Here is a 15,094-nt window from a genome sequence, read left to right as displayed (position 1 = left end):
CGCCGGGTCCCACGGTGCTGCCCGTGCTCGCTGTAGCTGTTGTTGCTGTTCCAGCTGTTGAGCCCAACGCGCTCCGGCTGCCCCTCCCGGGTCCACCGCGACCCGACTGCTGTTTTCCTTTCGGCCCGCACCAGGGCACCCCTGATCCACCCGTGATCCGGGTGGACGGTACGCGACACCCAGCCGCCCCCCACTCTTCCGCCGAGGACCACCCCACCCCATGAACAGCGACAGCGACCTCCAGATCGCCGGCGACATCCTCGAAGTCCCGCACCTCCTCCAGGCCCCCCGCGAGCACCCGGCCACCGTGGCCGAGTTCGTCGGCCTCGCCCGCTCCCTCGCCGCCGACCGCGCCGAGTGGGAGCACCTCGTCCGGTACGACGCGACGACCCGCTGGTACCACCGGCTGCGCACCGGCCCGGGCTACGAGGTGTGGCTGCTGTCCTGGGTGCCCGGACAGGGCAGCGGGCTGCACGACCACGGCCGCTCCTCCGGTGTGCTGACCGTCCTGGACGGCGAGCTGACCGAGCGCACCGAGCGGGGCAAGCGGGTGCTGGGGGCGGGCGCGCAGCGGGTTTTCGCGCCGGGGTACGTGCACGAGGTGGTCAACGACGCGCTGGAGCCGGCGGTGAGCCTGCACGTGTACTTCCCCGGGCTGACCGAGATGCCGATGCACCACACGGCCTGCGCGGCCGGGGAGACGTACGACGCGGTGGACGCCGTCAGCGCGTAGGGCACGGCCCCTTGGGGCGGTTGTGTGGCCGGTGCGGGGCGGTCGTGGCTCGTATGGGTGGTCGGGTTGTCCACAGGTGGGGGGTTGTCCACAACCGCCCGGCGGGTTGTCGGCGGGGCCTGCGAGACTGGCTCCCATGCGCATTGTGGTTCTGGCAGGCGGCATCGGCGGTGCCCGGTTCCTGCGCGGTCTGAAGCGGGCCGTGCCGGACGCGGACATCACAGTCATCGGCAACACCGGCGACGACATCCATCTCTTCGGGCTGAAGGTCTGCCCGGACCTCGACACCGTGATGTACACGCTCGGCGGCGGCATCAACGAGGAGCAGGGCTGGGGCCGGGCCGACGAGACCTTCCATCTGAAGGAGGAGCTCGCGGCGTACGGCGTCGGGCCGGAGTGGTTCGGGCTGGGCGACCGGGACTTCGCCACGCACATCGTGCGGACGCAGATGATCGGCGCCGGGTATCCGCTGAGCGCGGTGACCGAGGCGCTGTGCGACCGGTGGAAGCCCGGGGTGCGGCTGATCCCGATGACGGACGACCGGGTCGAGACGCATGTCGCCGTCGAGATCGACGGTGAGCGCAGGGCCGTGCACTTCCAGGAGTACTGGGTGCGGCTGCGGGCGTCGGTGCCGGCGGAGGCGGTCGTGCCGGTCGGCGCCGAGCAGGCGAAGCCGGCGCCGGGGGTGCTGGAGGCGATCGCGGCGGCGGACGTCGTCCTGTTCCCGCCGTCGAACCCGGTCGTCTCCGTCGGCACCATCCTCGCCGTGCCCGGCATCCGCGAGGCGATCGCCGAGGCCGGGGTCCCGGTGGTGGGCCTGTCCCCCATCGTCGGGGACGCGCCCGTGCGGGGCATGGCGGACAAGGTGCTCGCGGCGGTCGGGGTGGAGTCGACGGCGGCGGCGGTCGCCGAGCACTACGGTTCGGGACTGCTCGACGGATGGCTCGTGGACACCGTGGACGCGGGGTCGGTGGAGCGGATCGAGGCGGCCGGCATCCGCTGCCGGGCCGTGCCGTTGATGATGAACGACCTCGAAGCGACCGCGGAGATGGCGCGGGAGGCGCTGAAGCTGGCGGAGGAGGTGGGGGCGGCGTGAGCGGTGAACAGGGGATCAAGGAGTATCGCGTGTGGGCGGTCCCCGGGCTGCCCGAGGTGCAGACCGGGGACGACCTCGCCAAGCTGATCGCCGCCGCCGAGCCCGGGCTCGCCGACGGGGACGTACTGCTGGTGACGTCGAAGATCGTGTCCAAGGCGGAGGGGCGGATCGTCCGGGCGGACGACCGGGAGGCCGCGATCGACGCCGAGACGGTACGGGTCGTGGCGCGGCGCGGGGCGCTGCGGATCGTCGAGAACCGGCAGGGGCTGATCATGGCCGCGGCGGGAGTCGACGCCTCCAACACCCCTTCCGGGACGGTGCTGTTGCTGCCCGAGGACCCTGACGCGTCCGCGCGGGTGATCCGGGACGGACTGCGCGACGCGTTGGGCGTCGAGGTCGGGGTCGTCGTCACCGACACCTTCGGGCGGCCCTGGCGCGCGGGGCTCACGGACGTGGCGATCGGCGCCGCCGGGGTGCGGGTGCTGGACGATCTGCGCGGGGGTACGGACGCGTACGGCAATCCGCTGAGCGCGACGGTCGTCGCGACGGCGGACGAACTGGCGGCGGCCGGGGACCTGGTCAAGGGGAAGGCGGCCGGGCTGCCCGTGGCGGTGGTGCGGGGGCTGGCGCATGTGGTGGCGGAGGGTGCGGGGGATGGTGCTGCCGCTCTGGTGCGCGGGGCGCGGGACGACATGTTCCGGCTCGGGACCTCGGAGGCGGTCCGGCTGGCGGTGACGCAGCGGAGGACCGTGCGGGCCTTCACCGACGAGCCGGTGGATCCCGGGGCGGTACGGCGGGCGGTCGCCGCGGCGGTGACGGCGCCGGCTCCGCATCACACGACGCCGTGGCGGTTCGTGCTGCTGGAGTCGGAGGAGCCGCGGGTCCGGCTGCTGGACGCCATGCGGGACGCGTGGATCGCGGATCTGCGGCGGGACGGGAAGTCCGAGGAGTCGATCGCCAAGCGGGTGCGGCGGGGCGACGTCCTGCGGAAAGCGCCGTATCTGGTGGTGCCGTGTCTGGTGATGGACGGCTCCCACACCTACGGGGACACGCGGCGGGACGCGGCCGAGCGGGAGATGTTCGTCGTCGCGGCCGGGGCCGGGGTGCAGAACTTCCTGGTCGCGCTGGCCGGGGAGCGGCTGGGGTCGGCGTGGGTGTCGTCGACGATGTTCTGCCGGGACGTGGTGCGGGAGGTGCTGGAGCTGCCGCAGGGGTGGGATCCGATGGGGGCGGTGGCCGTCGGGCATGCGGCGGAGGAGCCTCGGAAGCGGGGGGAACGGGGGGTGGAGGGGTTTGTCGCGGTGCGGTGAGGTGAGCTTCGTGGTTCGTGCTTCGTGCTGTGCGTCCGTCTGTGCGTCCGTCCGTTCCCAGCGGTTCGCAGGGTTGTTCTCCTGGGGGTGCTCGTAGCCGTGTCAGGACGATTCGCTCCTCGGACCACGCGTACGACCGTGCGCGGGGGGCATGTGGGTGTGCCCGGTGGGGTGCCTCGGCCGGCTCAGGCGGCAGGGGCCGGGGTCGGGGTCGGTGGGGCTGCGCGGATGCTGGTGCGGGAGTGGGTGCCGCAGGGGCCCGTCGATCTGGGGCTGGTGCTGGGGCCGTTGCGGCGGGGGCCCGGGGATCCGACGTTCCGGGCGATGCCGGACGGTTCTGTGTGGCGGGCCAGTCTGACGCCCGCCGGGGCGGGGACGTTGCGGGTGTCGGTGGCGCCCGGTCGGGGTGCCGTACGGGGGGAGGCGTGGGGGCCGGGGGCGGAGTGGCTGCTGGAGCGGTTGCCCGAGCTGCTGGGCGGTGCCGATGAGCCGGAGGTGTTCGTGCCGCGGCATCGGGTGGTGGCGATGGCGTGGCACCGGCGGCCGGGGTTGCGGTTGACGCGGACCGGGCTGGTGCTGGAGTCGTTGATTCCGTCGATCCTCGAGCAGAAGGTGACGACCGACGAGGCGTATCGGGCGTGGCGGTTGCTGGTGCGGAAGTTCGGGGAGCCGGCGCCGGGGCCTGCGGCGGGTGGGCGGTTGTGGGTGATGCCGGCGGCGCGGACGTGGGCGCTGATTCCGTCGTGGGAGTGGCATCGGGCGGGTGTCGACAACAAGCGGGCGTCGACGATTCTGCGGGCTGTGCGGGTGGCGCGGCGGATGGAGGAGGCGGTGGGGATGCCTCCGGAGGAGGCGCGGGCCCGGTTGGAGGTGGTGGCGGGGATCGGGCCGTGGACGTCGGCGGAGACCGTGCAGCGCAGTCATGGGGCGGCGGATGCGGTGACGGTGGGGGATCTTCATCTGCCGGGGATCGTGGGGTGGGCGTTGGCGGGGGATCGGGGGGCGGATGACGCGGTGATGTTGGAGTTGCTGGAGCCTTATGCGGGGCAGCGGCATCGGGCTGCTCGGTTGATTTTGTTGAGTGGGAGGGTGCCGGGGCGGAGGGCTCCGCGGATGCGGCGGGGGGATATCGGGTTGTTGTGAACGGGGGTGGGGGTGCGGGCCGCCTGTTTCTCGCCCCCGCCGCCCTTACCCTTCCCATCCCCCAGGGGCTCCGCCCCTTCGACCCCGCCAGGGGCTCCGCCCCTGCACCCTGGCCCCCCACCACCCCACCAGGGGCTCCGCCCCTTCCACCCCGGCGGGGACTCCGTCCCCTGCGCCCCGGTCGGGGCACTGCACCAGACCCCGGGCCGGGCACTGCACCAGACCCCGGGCCGGGCACTGCACCAGACCTCGGGCCGGGGTCTGGCCCAGACCCCGTCGGGGCCTTGTCCCTTACTCGTTGTGGTCCGCTGGAGGCTGCCGTCCCCAGACCCCCGCTTTGGCCCTGAAAGGGCCTCGTCCTCGAACGCCGGACGGGCTGAGTGCCGTGGGGGTGTGGGGTGACCGGCGCTCGGGGGGTTACTGGTCTGAGGAGAAGCGGACTGCTCCTGGTGGGATTTGGGCGTCGCACCAGACTCGGGCGCCCTCGCCGAGTTCGTTGTCGGGGCCGACGATCGCGCCGTCGCCGATGACCGTGCCGGTGAGGACGGAGCGTTCGCCCACTCGGGCTCGGGTGCCGATGAGGGAGTCGGTGATGACGGCGCCGGGTTCGATGACGGCGCCGGGGAGGATCGTGGAGCCGAAGACCCTCGCGCCCTGCGCCACGAAGGCGCCCTCGCCGACCACCGTGCCGCCGGTGAGTTTGGCGTCCGCCGCGACCCGTGCGGTCGGGAGGATCAGGCGGTCGCCGCAGCGCCCGGGGACAGCGGGGGACGGGGCGCGGCCGAGGACAAGGTCCGCTGAGCCTCGTACGAAGGCCGCGGGGGTGCCCAGGTCCAGCCAGTAGGTGGAGTCCACCATGCCCTGGAGGTGCGCTCCGGCCGCCAACAGGTCGGGGAACGTCTCGCGTTCGACCGAGACCGGGCGGCCCAGTGGGATCGTGTCGATGACCGAGCGGCGGAAGACGTACGCGCCCGCGTTGATCTGGTCGGTGACGATCTCCTCGGGGGTCTCGGGTTTCTCGAGGAACGCCAGGACCCTGCCCGTCTCGTCCGTGGGGACCAGGCCGTAGGCCCGGGGGTCCGTCACCTTCGTGAGGTGCAGGGACACGTCTGCCGACGTCGCCTCGTGCGTGGCCACCAGTCTTCTGATGTCCAGGCCCGTGAGGATGTCGCCGTTGAAGACCAGCACCGGGTCGTCGGGCGCCGAGTGCAGGCGGGACGCGACGTTGCGGATCGCGCCGCCCGTGCCGAGGGGTTCCTCCTCCGTCACGTACTCGATGTGGAGGCCCAGGGACGAGCCGTCGCCGAAGTACGGCTCGAAGACCTCCGCCAGATAGCTCGTCGCGAGGACGATGTGGTCCACCCCCGCCGCCTTCGCCCGCGCCAACTGGTGCGTGAGGAACGGCACCCCCGCCGCCCTGACCATGGGCTTGGGCGTGTGCACCGTGAGCGGGCGCAGCCGGGTTCCCTTGCCGCCGACCAGGAGGATCGCTTCTGTCACCTTCGTCTCTGCTTCCTGCCGGGACCGGCCGAACTGTCATTCGGCCGGCCAGTGTATGCAGACCGTTGTGTGGCGCTTTCCAGGCCGTGCGGTGTTCCGTCCCAGTCCCGAGAGGACTGTCCCCCCGACGGCTGATGAAATGTGCCCCCACCTGGATGTGTTCTCCGGCCGTTCGGGTGCGGCTCCGGCGTGGTCCGGTGCGGTCCTGTTCCGGGGGCCTCCCCTGGCCCCCGGAACTCCGGGCCATGTCCCGCTGTCAGCGGCCCTGGTAGGTCGCCGCGGTCGAGCGGGCCGTGCCGAGCTTGCCGTAGAGCTGCTTGCCCGGGCATTCCGTGGCGAACCCGTCACGGTGACCGGAGATCACATTCAGTCGTACGTTCTTTCCCTTTGCGTAGAGATTCCCACCTCCGGACTTCAGATATGTCGTTGCTTTCGGATTCGCCCCGAAGACACCGAGTTTCCATGCCGTCAGACGCGCGATGGCCTTGACGGTGGCCGAGTTCGGCTTGGCGGAGGTGAAGGTGCCGAGGACGGCGACGCCCATGCTGTTGCTGTTGAAGCCGAGGGTGTGGGCGCCCATGACCGCCTTCGCGACACCGCCGGCACGGCCCTCGTAGATGGTTCCGCACTTGTCGATGAGGAAGTTGTAGCCGATGTCCCGCCAGCCCATGCTCTTGACGTGGTAGCGGTAGATACTGCGGATGGCGGACGGGGCCTGTGCGCAGGTGTAGTTGTTGCCCGTGGCCGTGTGGTGGACGAAGGCGGCCTTGACCGTGGTGGTGTAGCGGAAGCCCGCCTCCCGCATGCTCTCGTCCGCGCCCCAGCCGCGGCGGGTGACGATGCTCGGGCGGGGGCCGATGTACGGGTTCGCCCGCTGGTGAGTCGTCTGGCGCTGCGGCTGGTGCTTCGGTTGGTTCTTCGGTTGGTTCTTCGGCTGGTGTTTCTTTGGCGCTGTCTTTTTTGTCGTCTTTGTCGTCGTCTTCGTTGTTGTCTGCTGTGTTGTGTTCTTTCGGTTCTTCTGCGGCTTGCCGTCCGTCGGGGTGAGCAGTTCGCGTTCCGTCTGTTCGCGGGTCAGGGGCGGGATCTCCGTGGCGCCCAGTGGGGTGAGCGGCGCGTTGGCTGCGGAGGCCGCCCTCTCGGCCGTGGACAGGGCCGTGGTTCGGGTGGGCGGCAGGGCTCGGCTGCGTGGTGCCACCGGGACGTGTTCCGGTGCGGGGGCGCCGGGGTCGACCAGTTCCAGGCGCATACCTGCGGGGAGGGGGGCGGCCGCGGAGCGGGTACGGACGCCTCGGCCCGTCTCTTCCGTACGGCTGAGGGTGTCGGGGTGGACGCGGACCTCGACGCCGTCGGAGTCGCCGACCCAGAGCGGGGCGGTGGCACCGCGGACGTGGCCCGAGGTGCGTTCGGCGGTGCCCGGGTCCGCGCCGTGGTCGGCGTTGTGGGTCTCCACGTCCTGCCAGGCGGACCAGGCGTCGCCGCCGGCCGGGCGGGTGCGGACCTGGACGCGGCCGTGCAGTTCGGCGTCCGGGTCGTCCCAGATGACGCCGAGGAGGGAGAAGCGGTGTACGTCCCGGCGGCGCAGGCCCTGGTCGGCGGAGCCCAGGGCGCGGTCGCGGGTGAGGGAGATGAGGGGGAGGGACTGGGTGCTGCCGGGGAGGTCGGCCGTATCGGCCGCGTCCGTCGTGTTGGGGGTGTCGGGTCTGTCGGGTGTGGCGGCGGCGCCGGCCTCCGCGGTCGGCGCCGGTCGCACTGCCGCCGCCGTGGCGGGCGACGTCAGTGGCAGGGCGAGGGCGGCCGCACAGGTGACACCGATCGAAGTAGCTAGCAATCCACGCATGCGAACGATCGTGGACATAGCCATACATATCTGTCCATCGGTGATGTGACGGACCGTCGGGAGCGTTCCGCCGAACCGGTGGCTCCGTGGGTGCGGGCGTTCGGCCGAACCGGTGGCGCGATGGCGGGTGCGGTGGTGGGGCGGCGCGTACGCTTGCGCGGGTGAACGCCACTGATCGCACCCCTGCCGACCTGCTGCGTTCCGCGCTCGCCGCGGATCCCGCGCGTCCCCTGGTCACCTTCTACGACGACGCCACGGGCGAGCGGGTCGAATTGTCCGTGGCCACCTTCGCCAACTGGGTGGCCAAGACCTCGAACCTCCTCCAGGACGGGATGTCCGCCGAGCCCGGTGACCGGGTCGCCCTGCTGCTGCCCGCGCACTGGCAGACGGCGGTGTGGCTGCTGGCGTGTGCGTCGGTGGGGGTGATCGCGGACGTGGACGGGGATCCGGCTCGGGCGGACTTCGTCGTGGCCGGACCGGGGAGGTTCGAGGCGGGGCTCGCCTGTGGTGGGGAGCGGTATGCGCTCTCGCTCGCGCCGCTCGGGCGGAGGTTCGTGCCGGGGCCGCCGGAGGGGTACGCCGATTACGCCGTGGAGGTGCCGACGTACGGGGACCGTTTCGTGGCGTACGCGGCCGTCGATCCCGAGGCGCCGGCGCTTGTGGTGGCCGGGGCGGAGTACAGCGGGGCGGAGGTCGTGGAGCGGGCGCGGGCGGGGGCGGCGGGGCTGGGGCTGACGGGGCCCGGGTCGCGGTTGTTGTCGGGGCTGCCGTACGACACGTGGGAGGGGCTCGGGGCGGGGTTGTACGCGCCGCTCGCCAGTGGGGGGTCCGTGGTGTTGTGCCGGAATCTGGCGTTGGCCGGGGAGGAGGCGGTGGCTCAGCGGATCGAGAGCGAGCGGGTCACGGCGACGGCCAGGTAGTCGACGCGGGTTCTCGCCCCCGCCGCCCTTACCCTTCCCATCCCCCAGGGGCTCCGCCCCTTCGACCCCGCCAGGGGCTCCGCCCCTGCACCCCGGCGGGGGCTCCGCCCCTGCACCCCGGCGGGGGCTCCGCCCCTGCACCCCGCTGGGGGCTGCGCCCCCCGGCCCCGCTTCGGCCCTGAACGGGCCTCATCCTCAAACTCCCCCAGAGGGGGCACCCCCAGACGGGCTGAATTATCCGAACCGGCGCCAAGAAGCGGAGCCCCCTGCGGGTGAGTGGGGATTCGGACGGGAAGGGCCCGCCCTCAAGCGCCGGACACGCTGGAGTGCAGCGCCAAGCCCCGTGTCGAGCCCGACCCGGCGTCACCCGTTCAGCCCACCCCCGCCCGCGCCCCCGCCTCGCCCACGGCATCGTCGTAAGGGCGGTACTGCACCTCGTACGACCGTACGACCGTACGACCGACCGGATGCGGGAGGGGGAGACGGACGTGGGTGATGTGGGTGGGTCCTCGGGGGTGGGGGCCTCTGCGGGTGGGTGGGGGCTGAGGCGGCGGCGTCGGCGGTGGGTGGCGTACGGGGTGGGGACGCTGGCCGTGCTGGTGGTGGCGAGTGGGGGTGTGGGGTGGGTGTTGTACACGCAGTTGGACGGGAACATCACGCCCGACGAGGCCGCCGCCGCCGAGCTCGCCCGGTATGCGAAGGAGCGGCCGACGGCGTTGGTGAAGGACGCGCAGAACGTGCTGCTGATCGGGTCGGACTCGCGGGCCGGGGAAGACAACGGGCGGTACGGGACGGACTCGGGCACCGAGCGGTCGGACACCACGATCCTGTTGCATCTGTCGGGCGGGCGGCACAGTGCGACCGCGGTGTCCCTGCCCCGGGATCTGATGGTGGATGTGCCTTCGTGCCGGAGCCGGAAGGGGGACGGGTCGCGGACCGAGCCGATGTTCGCGATGTTCAACCACGCCTTCGAGACCGGGGGGTCGGCCTGCACCATCCGGACGGTGGAGAAGCTGACCGGGGTGCGGATAGACCACCATGTCGTCGTCGACTTCAGTGGGTTCAAGGACATGGTCGACGCTGTGGACGGGGTGCGGGTGTGTGTCGGGGAGCCGATTGTCGACGAGGCGGCCAAGCTGCGGCTGCCCGCCGGGGAGGTGACGCTCGACGGGGAGCAGGCCCTCGGCTACGTCCGGGCCCGCAAGTCCCTCGGGGACGGCAGCGACACCGAGCGGATGGAACGGCAGCAGCGGTTCCTCGCGGCGCTCGTCAACAAGGTGCGGAGCAATGACGTCCTGCTGAATCCGGTGAAGCTGTATCCGCTGCTGGACGCGGCCACGTCCGCCCTCACCACCGACCCGGATCTGGCGAGTCTGCGCGGACTCTATGAACTCGTGCGCGGTCTGCGCGACATTCCCACCGAACGTGTGCAATTCCTGACCGTTCCACGGGAGTCGTATGTCTACAACTCCAATCGCGACCAACTGGTCGAGCCGGAGGCGGAGAAACTCTTCGAACAGCTGCGCACGGATGGTCCGGTCGTCGTTTCTCACGAACTTCCCATGAATTCGGGCGGGGTGGAGTCGGGTGAACACGGACCGTACGGGTCCGGGGGCCCCTCCCCCTCGCCACCGGCACCTACGTTCCGCGGCAGCACCGCCGCCGAGGACGGCTGCGGGTAAAGCGCTTGCCAAGTTGAGCGGCCTAGACGAACTCACGTTCAGGGAATTGGGATGGATTGCCCGGTTGTAGGGACGTGGAATTTGTCACGGCCGTCGCTCCATGTCGAACTTGGCGGATAGTGTGAGCGATCCGGTGCACCCGGCCGCGTGGCATGTCCCGGGGTCGTGCACTGATGTGACCGAGTTGAGACTGAGTGACCTAGACGACCCGAGCGCCTTGAGGGGGAAAGGCGCCGCGTGGCCCCGACGGAGGATTGAACAAACCGTGGACGCGCAAGGCCGTGGGCGGGCGGACAACATCGATCCCGCAGACCAGTGGGTGCTCAATCCGAACACCGGCGAATACGAACTGCGACTGAGCCCTTCCGCACCGCAGTCGGCGGTCCCCGGACCCCGTAGGGCCGACTCCCGTGCGGCGGCCCCGTCAGGCGCGTCCGGCGGGGTGCGCGGACGGACCGGGGCGCCGGAGCGGGAGTCGCCGGCGGAGGCGCCGGAGCGGGTTCCCGGGCCGCGCCGCAGGCGTGGGGTGCCGGAGGAGCCGCCGAACAGGCGTGGGCGCCGGCCGGTGAAGAAGAAGTCGAGGGCGAAGAAGATCCTGCTGTGGACCGGCGGGACGATGGCCTTCGTGCTGGTGGGCACCGCCGCTGCGGCCTACCTGTATCTCGAGCACCTCAACGACAACATCACCGCCGTCTCCGACGACGGCGCGAGCACCGGTGGCTTCCAGAAGGACAAGGCCATCAACATCCTGCTGATCGGCACCGACAAACGCACCGGCGCGGGCAACACCAAGTACGGCGACGCCAACAGCGTGGGCCACGCGGACACCACGATCCTGCTGCACGTCTCCAAGGACCGTACGAACGCGACCGCGCTCAGCATCCCGCGCGACCTGATCGTGGACGTCCCGGACTGTCCGACCACGCAGGAGGACGGCACCACCAAGGTCATCCAGGGCGAGGACGACGTCCGCTTCAACACCAGCCTCGGCCAGGAGGAGCGGACGCCGAGCTGCACCGTGCGCACGGTCACCGAGCTGACCGGGATCCAGGCGGACAATTTCATGGTCGCCGACTTCAACGCGGTCAAGACGCTGACCACGGCGGTCGGCGGTGTCGAGGTGTGTCTGGCGAAGGACATCGACGACCCGGACTCGCATCTGAAGCTGTCCAAGGGCACGCACACCATCGAGGGCGAGCAGGCGCTGGCCTTCGTGCGGACCCGGCACTCGGTGGGCTTCGGCGGCGACCTGAGCCGGATCGAGATCCAGCAGCAGTTCCTCGGCTCCCTGATGCGCAAGCTGAAGTCGAACGACACCCTCACCAGCCCCACCAAGATGATCAAGCTGGCGGAGGCGGGCACGGAGGCGCTGACCGTCGACGAGACGCTCAACAGCATCACCAAGCTGAAGGACCTGGGCCTGGAGCTGGGCAAGCTCAATGTGAAGAACCTGACCTTCACCACCGTGCCGGTGCTCGACAACCCGGCGGAGAAGGTCAAGGCGACGGTCATCCCGAACCCGACGACCGCGCCCACGGTCTTTCAGATGATCAAGGACGATGTCTCCTTCACCGAGGTGAAGCAGAAGGCCAAGGAGTCCAAGAGCGCGGCCGCCGCCGAGGCCGCCGCCCGGCTCAAGGGCACCAAGTCCGCCGCCTCCGAGGTCCGGGTACAGATCATGAACGGCGGAGCCCCGGCCGGCAGCGCACAGGAGACTCTTAACTGGCTGCAGAATGATGAGGGCGTGACGAAGTCCGAGAACGCGGGCAACGCGCCGGAGGAACTGAGCAAGACGACGCTCGAGTACGACCCCGACCAGGCAGATCAGGCCCGCCGGCTCGCCGACATCATGGGCCTGCCGGGCACCGCGCTGAAGCCGGGGAAGAGCGTCACCAACGCCCAGGGTCTGCCGACGATGACGCTGACGCTGGGCAAGGACTTCAAGGGCGCGGGCGTTTCGCTCACGGCAACGGCGACGGTGCCGGACTCGGTCCAGAAGTCCACGGCGGACAAGGTCCAGTGCGCGAAGTAGGTAACCCTACGGGCCCGTCGTGCGTCTGACTTGACGCGGGACGGGCCCGTGTCAGGCGCACGGCGTGGAGGGGCTGGGGAATTGGCGACGACAAGCGGGGTGCGGGGTGAGGTTCCCGGGGTCGAGGACACGATGTCCCTGACCCCGGTGGGCAAGAACGGCTCCGACGACGAGGGCGGGGCCACAGGCGGCGGCCGCCGCGGCACGGACCGCAAGCGCCGCAGACGGCGGGTGCTGCGGTGGTCGGCGACGGTGCTGGCGCTGGTCATACTCGGCGGCGCGGGTGCGGGCTACCTCTACTACGAGCACCTCAACGCCAACATCAAGAGCGACGACCTCAACCTCGGCGACGCGAAGGACCGCGCGGCCAAGACCGAGGCGAACGCGGCCGGTCAGACCGCGCTGAACATCCTGCTGATCGGCTCCGACGCGCGGGACAGCGCGGAGAACCAGAAGCTGGGCGGCGCGAAGGACACGTACGGGGGCACCCCGCTCGCGGACGTCCAGATGCTGCTGCACGTCTCGGCGGACCGCAGCAACATGTCCGTGGTGAGCATGCCCCGCGACACGCTCGTCGACATCCCCAAGTGCACGGACCCCGACACCAAGAAGACGTACGCGGCGAGCACCCGGTCGATGACCAACGAGTCCCTGGGCCGCGGCGGCCCGGGCTGCACCGTGGCCACCTGGGAGAAGCTCACCGACATCCACATCGACCACTTCATGATGATCGACTTCTCGGGTGTGGTGTCGATGGCCGACGCGATCGGCGGCGTCCCGGTGTGCGTGGACGCCAACGTCTACTCGCACACCAGCAGCGGCAAGGGCTCCGGGCTGAAACTGGAGAAGGGCACGACGTCCATCAAGGGCAAGCAGGCCCTGCAGTGGCTGCGTACGCGCTACGGCTTCGAGGACGACACCGACCTCGCCCGCGCCAAGGCGCAGCACATGTACATGAACTCGATGGTCCGCGAGCTGCGCGCCAACGCCAAGCTGACCAACCCCAACAAGCTGCGCAAGCTCGCCGAGGCGGCCACGAAGGCGATCACCGTCGACGACGGCCTGGACACCATCACCAAGATGTACGACCTGGCCACCGAGCTGCAGAAGGTGCCCACCGAGCGCATCACGATGACGACGATGCCGAACGCGTACGACACGGTCCAGACGGGCCGTGTGGTGCCCACCGAGGACGCCGACAAACTGTTCCGGCTGGTGCGCGAGGACATCGCCCTCGACGGCAAGGACGAGAAGAAGACCACGGCGAGCCCCTCGCCGACGGTCACCGACACGGCCGCCGCGGACGACGAGATCGCGGTGCAGGTCCACAACAGCACCCGTACCGGCACGCTCGCCCCGGTCGTCGGGCGCGCGAGCGCGGTGACCGGCCTGCTGCAGGACAAGGGCTTCGACAAGGCCGTCGCGGACACCTCCGCGGCCACCTCCGAGGAGACCACGGTGATCCGCTACCCGAGCGCCGACCTCCAGGCCGACGCCCTGCGGGTGGCGAAGGTGCTCGGCGTCCCGACGAGCCAGGTGAAGAAGTCCACCGACGTCTCCGGGGTCACGCTCTACGTCGGCGGGGACTGGCGGTCGGGGAACAAGTACACGGTGTCCGAGAAGGAGGACGACGACAAGACGCCCGAGTCGGCCCAGGCGATGAACGGCGCCGACGACTCGCAGTGCATGCACGTGGACCCGAACTACACCTGGTAGTCCGGGTCCGGGAGGCTGCTGTGGCGGTGCTCAGCTCGACGAGCTGCTGAGGACCGCCGGGCGGCGCGAGGCGATGACCTTCCTCGCCAGCGACTTCGGGCTGGTGAGGAAGCCGAAGCCCCACGACATGTGCATGGTGGCGAGGGCGACGGGGATCTGCAGCCGCGCCTTCAGCGGCAGCCCTTTGCCGGCCGGCAGCGACCCGGCGGCGATCGCCGCGAGATAGCCGCCGGGGATCAGGAACCCGAGCGGGGTGAGCGCGGCGCCCACGACCAGACCGGCGGCTATCGCGCACACCGCGGTGGGCGGGGCGAGGTAGCGCAGGTTGATGGAGCCCTCGTGGTAGCGGGCGACGACGTGCCGCCAACGGCCGTAGTCCTTGTACTGCTTGGCGAGCGCCTTCACCGAGGGCCGCGGGCGGTACGACACCCTGAGCTCCGGCGAGAACCAGATCAGCCCACCGGCCTCGCGGATGCGGAAGTTCAGCTCCCAGTCCTGGGCGCGGATGAACTCCTCGTTGTAACCGCCCTGCTGTTCGAGGGCCTCGCGGCGGAACACGCCGAGGTAGACCGTCTCGGCGGGACCGGCCTGGCCGCCGGTGTGGAAGGCCGCGTTGCCGACGCCGATCTTCGAGGTCATGGCGGCGGCGACCGCGTGCTCCCAGTCGTTCTCGCCCTCGGCGTGCATGATGCCGCCGACGTTCTGCGCACCGGTCTCCTGAAGGAGCCGTACGGCGGTGGCGATGTAGTTCGGGGAGAGCATGCCGTGCCCGTCGACGCGGACCACGATCGGATGGCGGGAGGCCTTGATCGCGGCGTTGAGGGCGGCGGGCGTACGGCCGGTGGGGTTCGGGACGGTGTGCACGCGCGGGTGTTCTGCCACGAGCTCGGCGGCGATCTCGTCCGTACGGTCCTTGGACGGACCGAGGGCGATCACGACCTCCATCTCGCCGGCGTACTCCTGCGCGAGGATCGCTTGGACGGCTCCGCGCAGATGCCGCTCCTCGTCGAGGACGGGCATGATGACGGACACGGCGGGGAGCTGCACGTCGGGCTTGGCGTTCATAGGACGCTCACGTTACCGCGAACGGGGGACACCGGTGCGCGCCGCCGGGTGCGCTGCACC

At 70.8% G+C, this 15,094-nt stretch carries 11 protein-coding genes; 8 read left to right on the top strand and 3 right to left on the bottom strand.

The window, feature by feature from the left end; genetic code table 11:
* Positions 1-220 precede the first annotated feature (220 nt).
* The 4 genes from ACLZN2_RS16540 (at position 221) to ACLZN2_RS16525 (ending at position 4,282) form a co-directional block, all read left to right on the top strand.
* Positions 221-733 carry a cysteine dioxygenase gene (locus tag ACLZN2_RS16540; RefSeq protein ID WP_416979219.1) on the top strand — a complete coding sequence of 171 codons (513 nt, stop codon included), beginning with the start codon at positions 221-223 and terminating at the stop codon, positions 731-733.
* A gap of 136 nt (positions 734-869) precedes the next feature.
* Positions 870-1,829 carry a 2-phospho-L-lactate transferase gene (cofD, locus tag ACLZN2_RS16535; RefSeq protein ID WP_416979218.1) on the top strand — a complete coding sequence of 320 codons (960 nt, stop codon included), beginning with the start codon at positions 870-872 and terminating at the stop codon, positions 1,827-1,829.
* Entirely contained in the window at positions 1,826-3,139 is a 1,314-nt protein-coding gene (locus ACLZN2_RS16530; protein WP_416979217.1) for a coenzyme F420-0:L-glutamate ligase, read from the top strand. Before cofD ends, ACLZN2_RS16530 begins: the two co-directional genes overlap by 4 nt.
* A gap of 99 nt (positions 3,140-3,238) precedes the next feature.
* The gene (locus ACLZN2_RS16525) at positions 3,239-4,282 is read left to right on the top strand and encodes a DNA-3-methyladenine glycosylase family protein (protein ID WP_416979216.1); all 1,044 of its coding nucleotides are present in this window, start codon (positions 3,239-3,241) and stop codon (positions 4,280-4,282) included.
* A 417-nt stretch (positions 4,283-4,699) separates the two neighbouring features.
* On the opposite strand, the gene ACLZN2_RS16520 is transcribed toward ACLZN2_RS16525, so the two are convergent.
* On the bottom strand, positions 4,700-5,782 hold the full coding sequence (locus tag ACLZN2_RS16520; RefSeq protein ID WP_416979215.1) for a sugar phosphate nucleotidyltransferase: 1,083 nt from the start codon (positions 5,780-5,782) through the stop codon (positions 4,700-4,702).
* 256 nt (positions 5,783-6,038) lie between these two features.
* A complete protein-coding gene (locus ACLZN2_RS16515; protein ID WP_416979214.1) occupies positions 6,039-7,619 on the bottom strand; it encodes a peptidoglycan recognition protein in 1,581 nt (526 codons plus the stop codon).
* Between the two features lie 161 nt (positions 7,620-7,780).
* Between ACLZN2_RS16515 and ACLZN2_RS16510 the strand changes: the two genes are divergently transcribed.
* The 4 genes from ACLZN2_RS16510 to ACLZN2_RS16495 all read left to right on the top strand — a co-directional run bounded on the left by ACLZN2_RS16510 (position 7,781) and on the right by ACLZN2_RS16495 (position 13,969).
* Positions 7,781-8,539 (top strand): TIGR03089 family protein, encoded by a 759-nt coding sequence (locus tag ACLZN2_RS16510; RefSeq protein WP_416979213.1) that lies wholly within the window; start codon positions 7,781-7,783, stop codon positions 8,537-8,539.
* Positions 8,540-9,006: 467 nt separating this feature from the next.
* Positions 9,007-10,221, top strand: a complete 1,215-nt coding sequence (locus ACLZN2_RS16505; RefSeq protein ID WP_416979212.1) for an LCP family protein — start codon at positions 9,007-9,009, stop codon at positions 10,219-10,221.
* A gap of 265 nt (positions 10,222-10,486) precedes the next feature.
* Positions 10,487-12,253 carry an LCP family protein gene (locus ACLZN2_RS16500; RefSeq protein WP_416979211.1) on the top strand — a complete coding sequence of 589 codons (1,767 nt, stop codon included), beginning with the start codon at positions 10,487-10,489 and terminating at the stop codon, positions 12,251-12,253.
* 132 nt (positions 12,254-12,385) lie between these two features.
* A complete protein-coding gene (locus ACLZN2_RS16495; RefSeq protein WP_416979242.1) occupies positions 12,386-13,969 on the top strand; it encodes an LCP family protein in 1,584 nt (527 codons plus the stop codon).
* Between the two features lie 30 nt (positions 13,970-13,999).
* Here the strand turns inward: ACLZN2_RS16495 and ACLZN2_RS16490 are convergent, their stop codons facing one another.
* Positions 14,000-15,034 (bottom strand): glycosyltransferase family 2 protein, encoded by a 1,035-nt coding sequence (locus ACLZN2_RS16490; protein ID WP_416979210.1) that lies wholly within the window; start codon positions 15,032-15,034, stop codon positions 14,000-14,002.
* Positions 15,035-15,094 lie beyond the last annotated feature (60 nt).

It is taken from the genome of Streptomyces sp. T028 (assembly GCF_048159505.1).
Lineage (GTDB): Bacteria > Actinomycetota > Actinomycetes > Streptomycetales > Streptomycetaceae > Streptomyces.
This window is presented reverse-complemented; position numbering and strand designations above follow the sequence as displayed.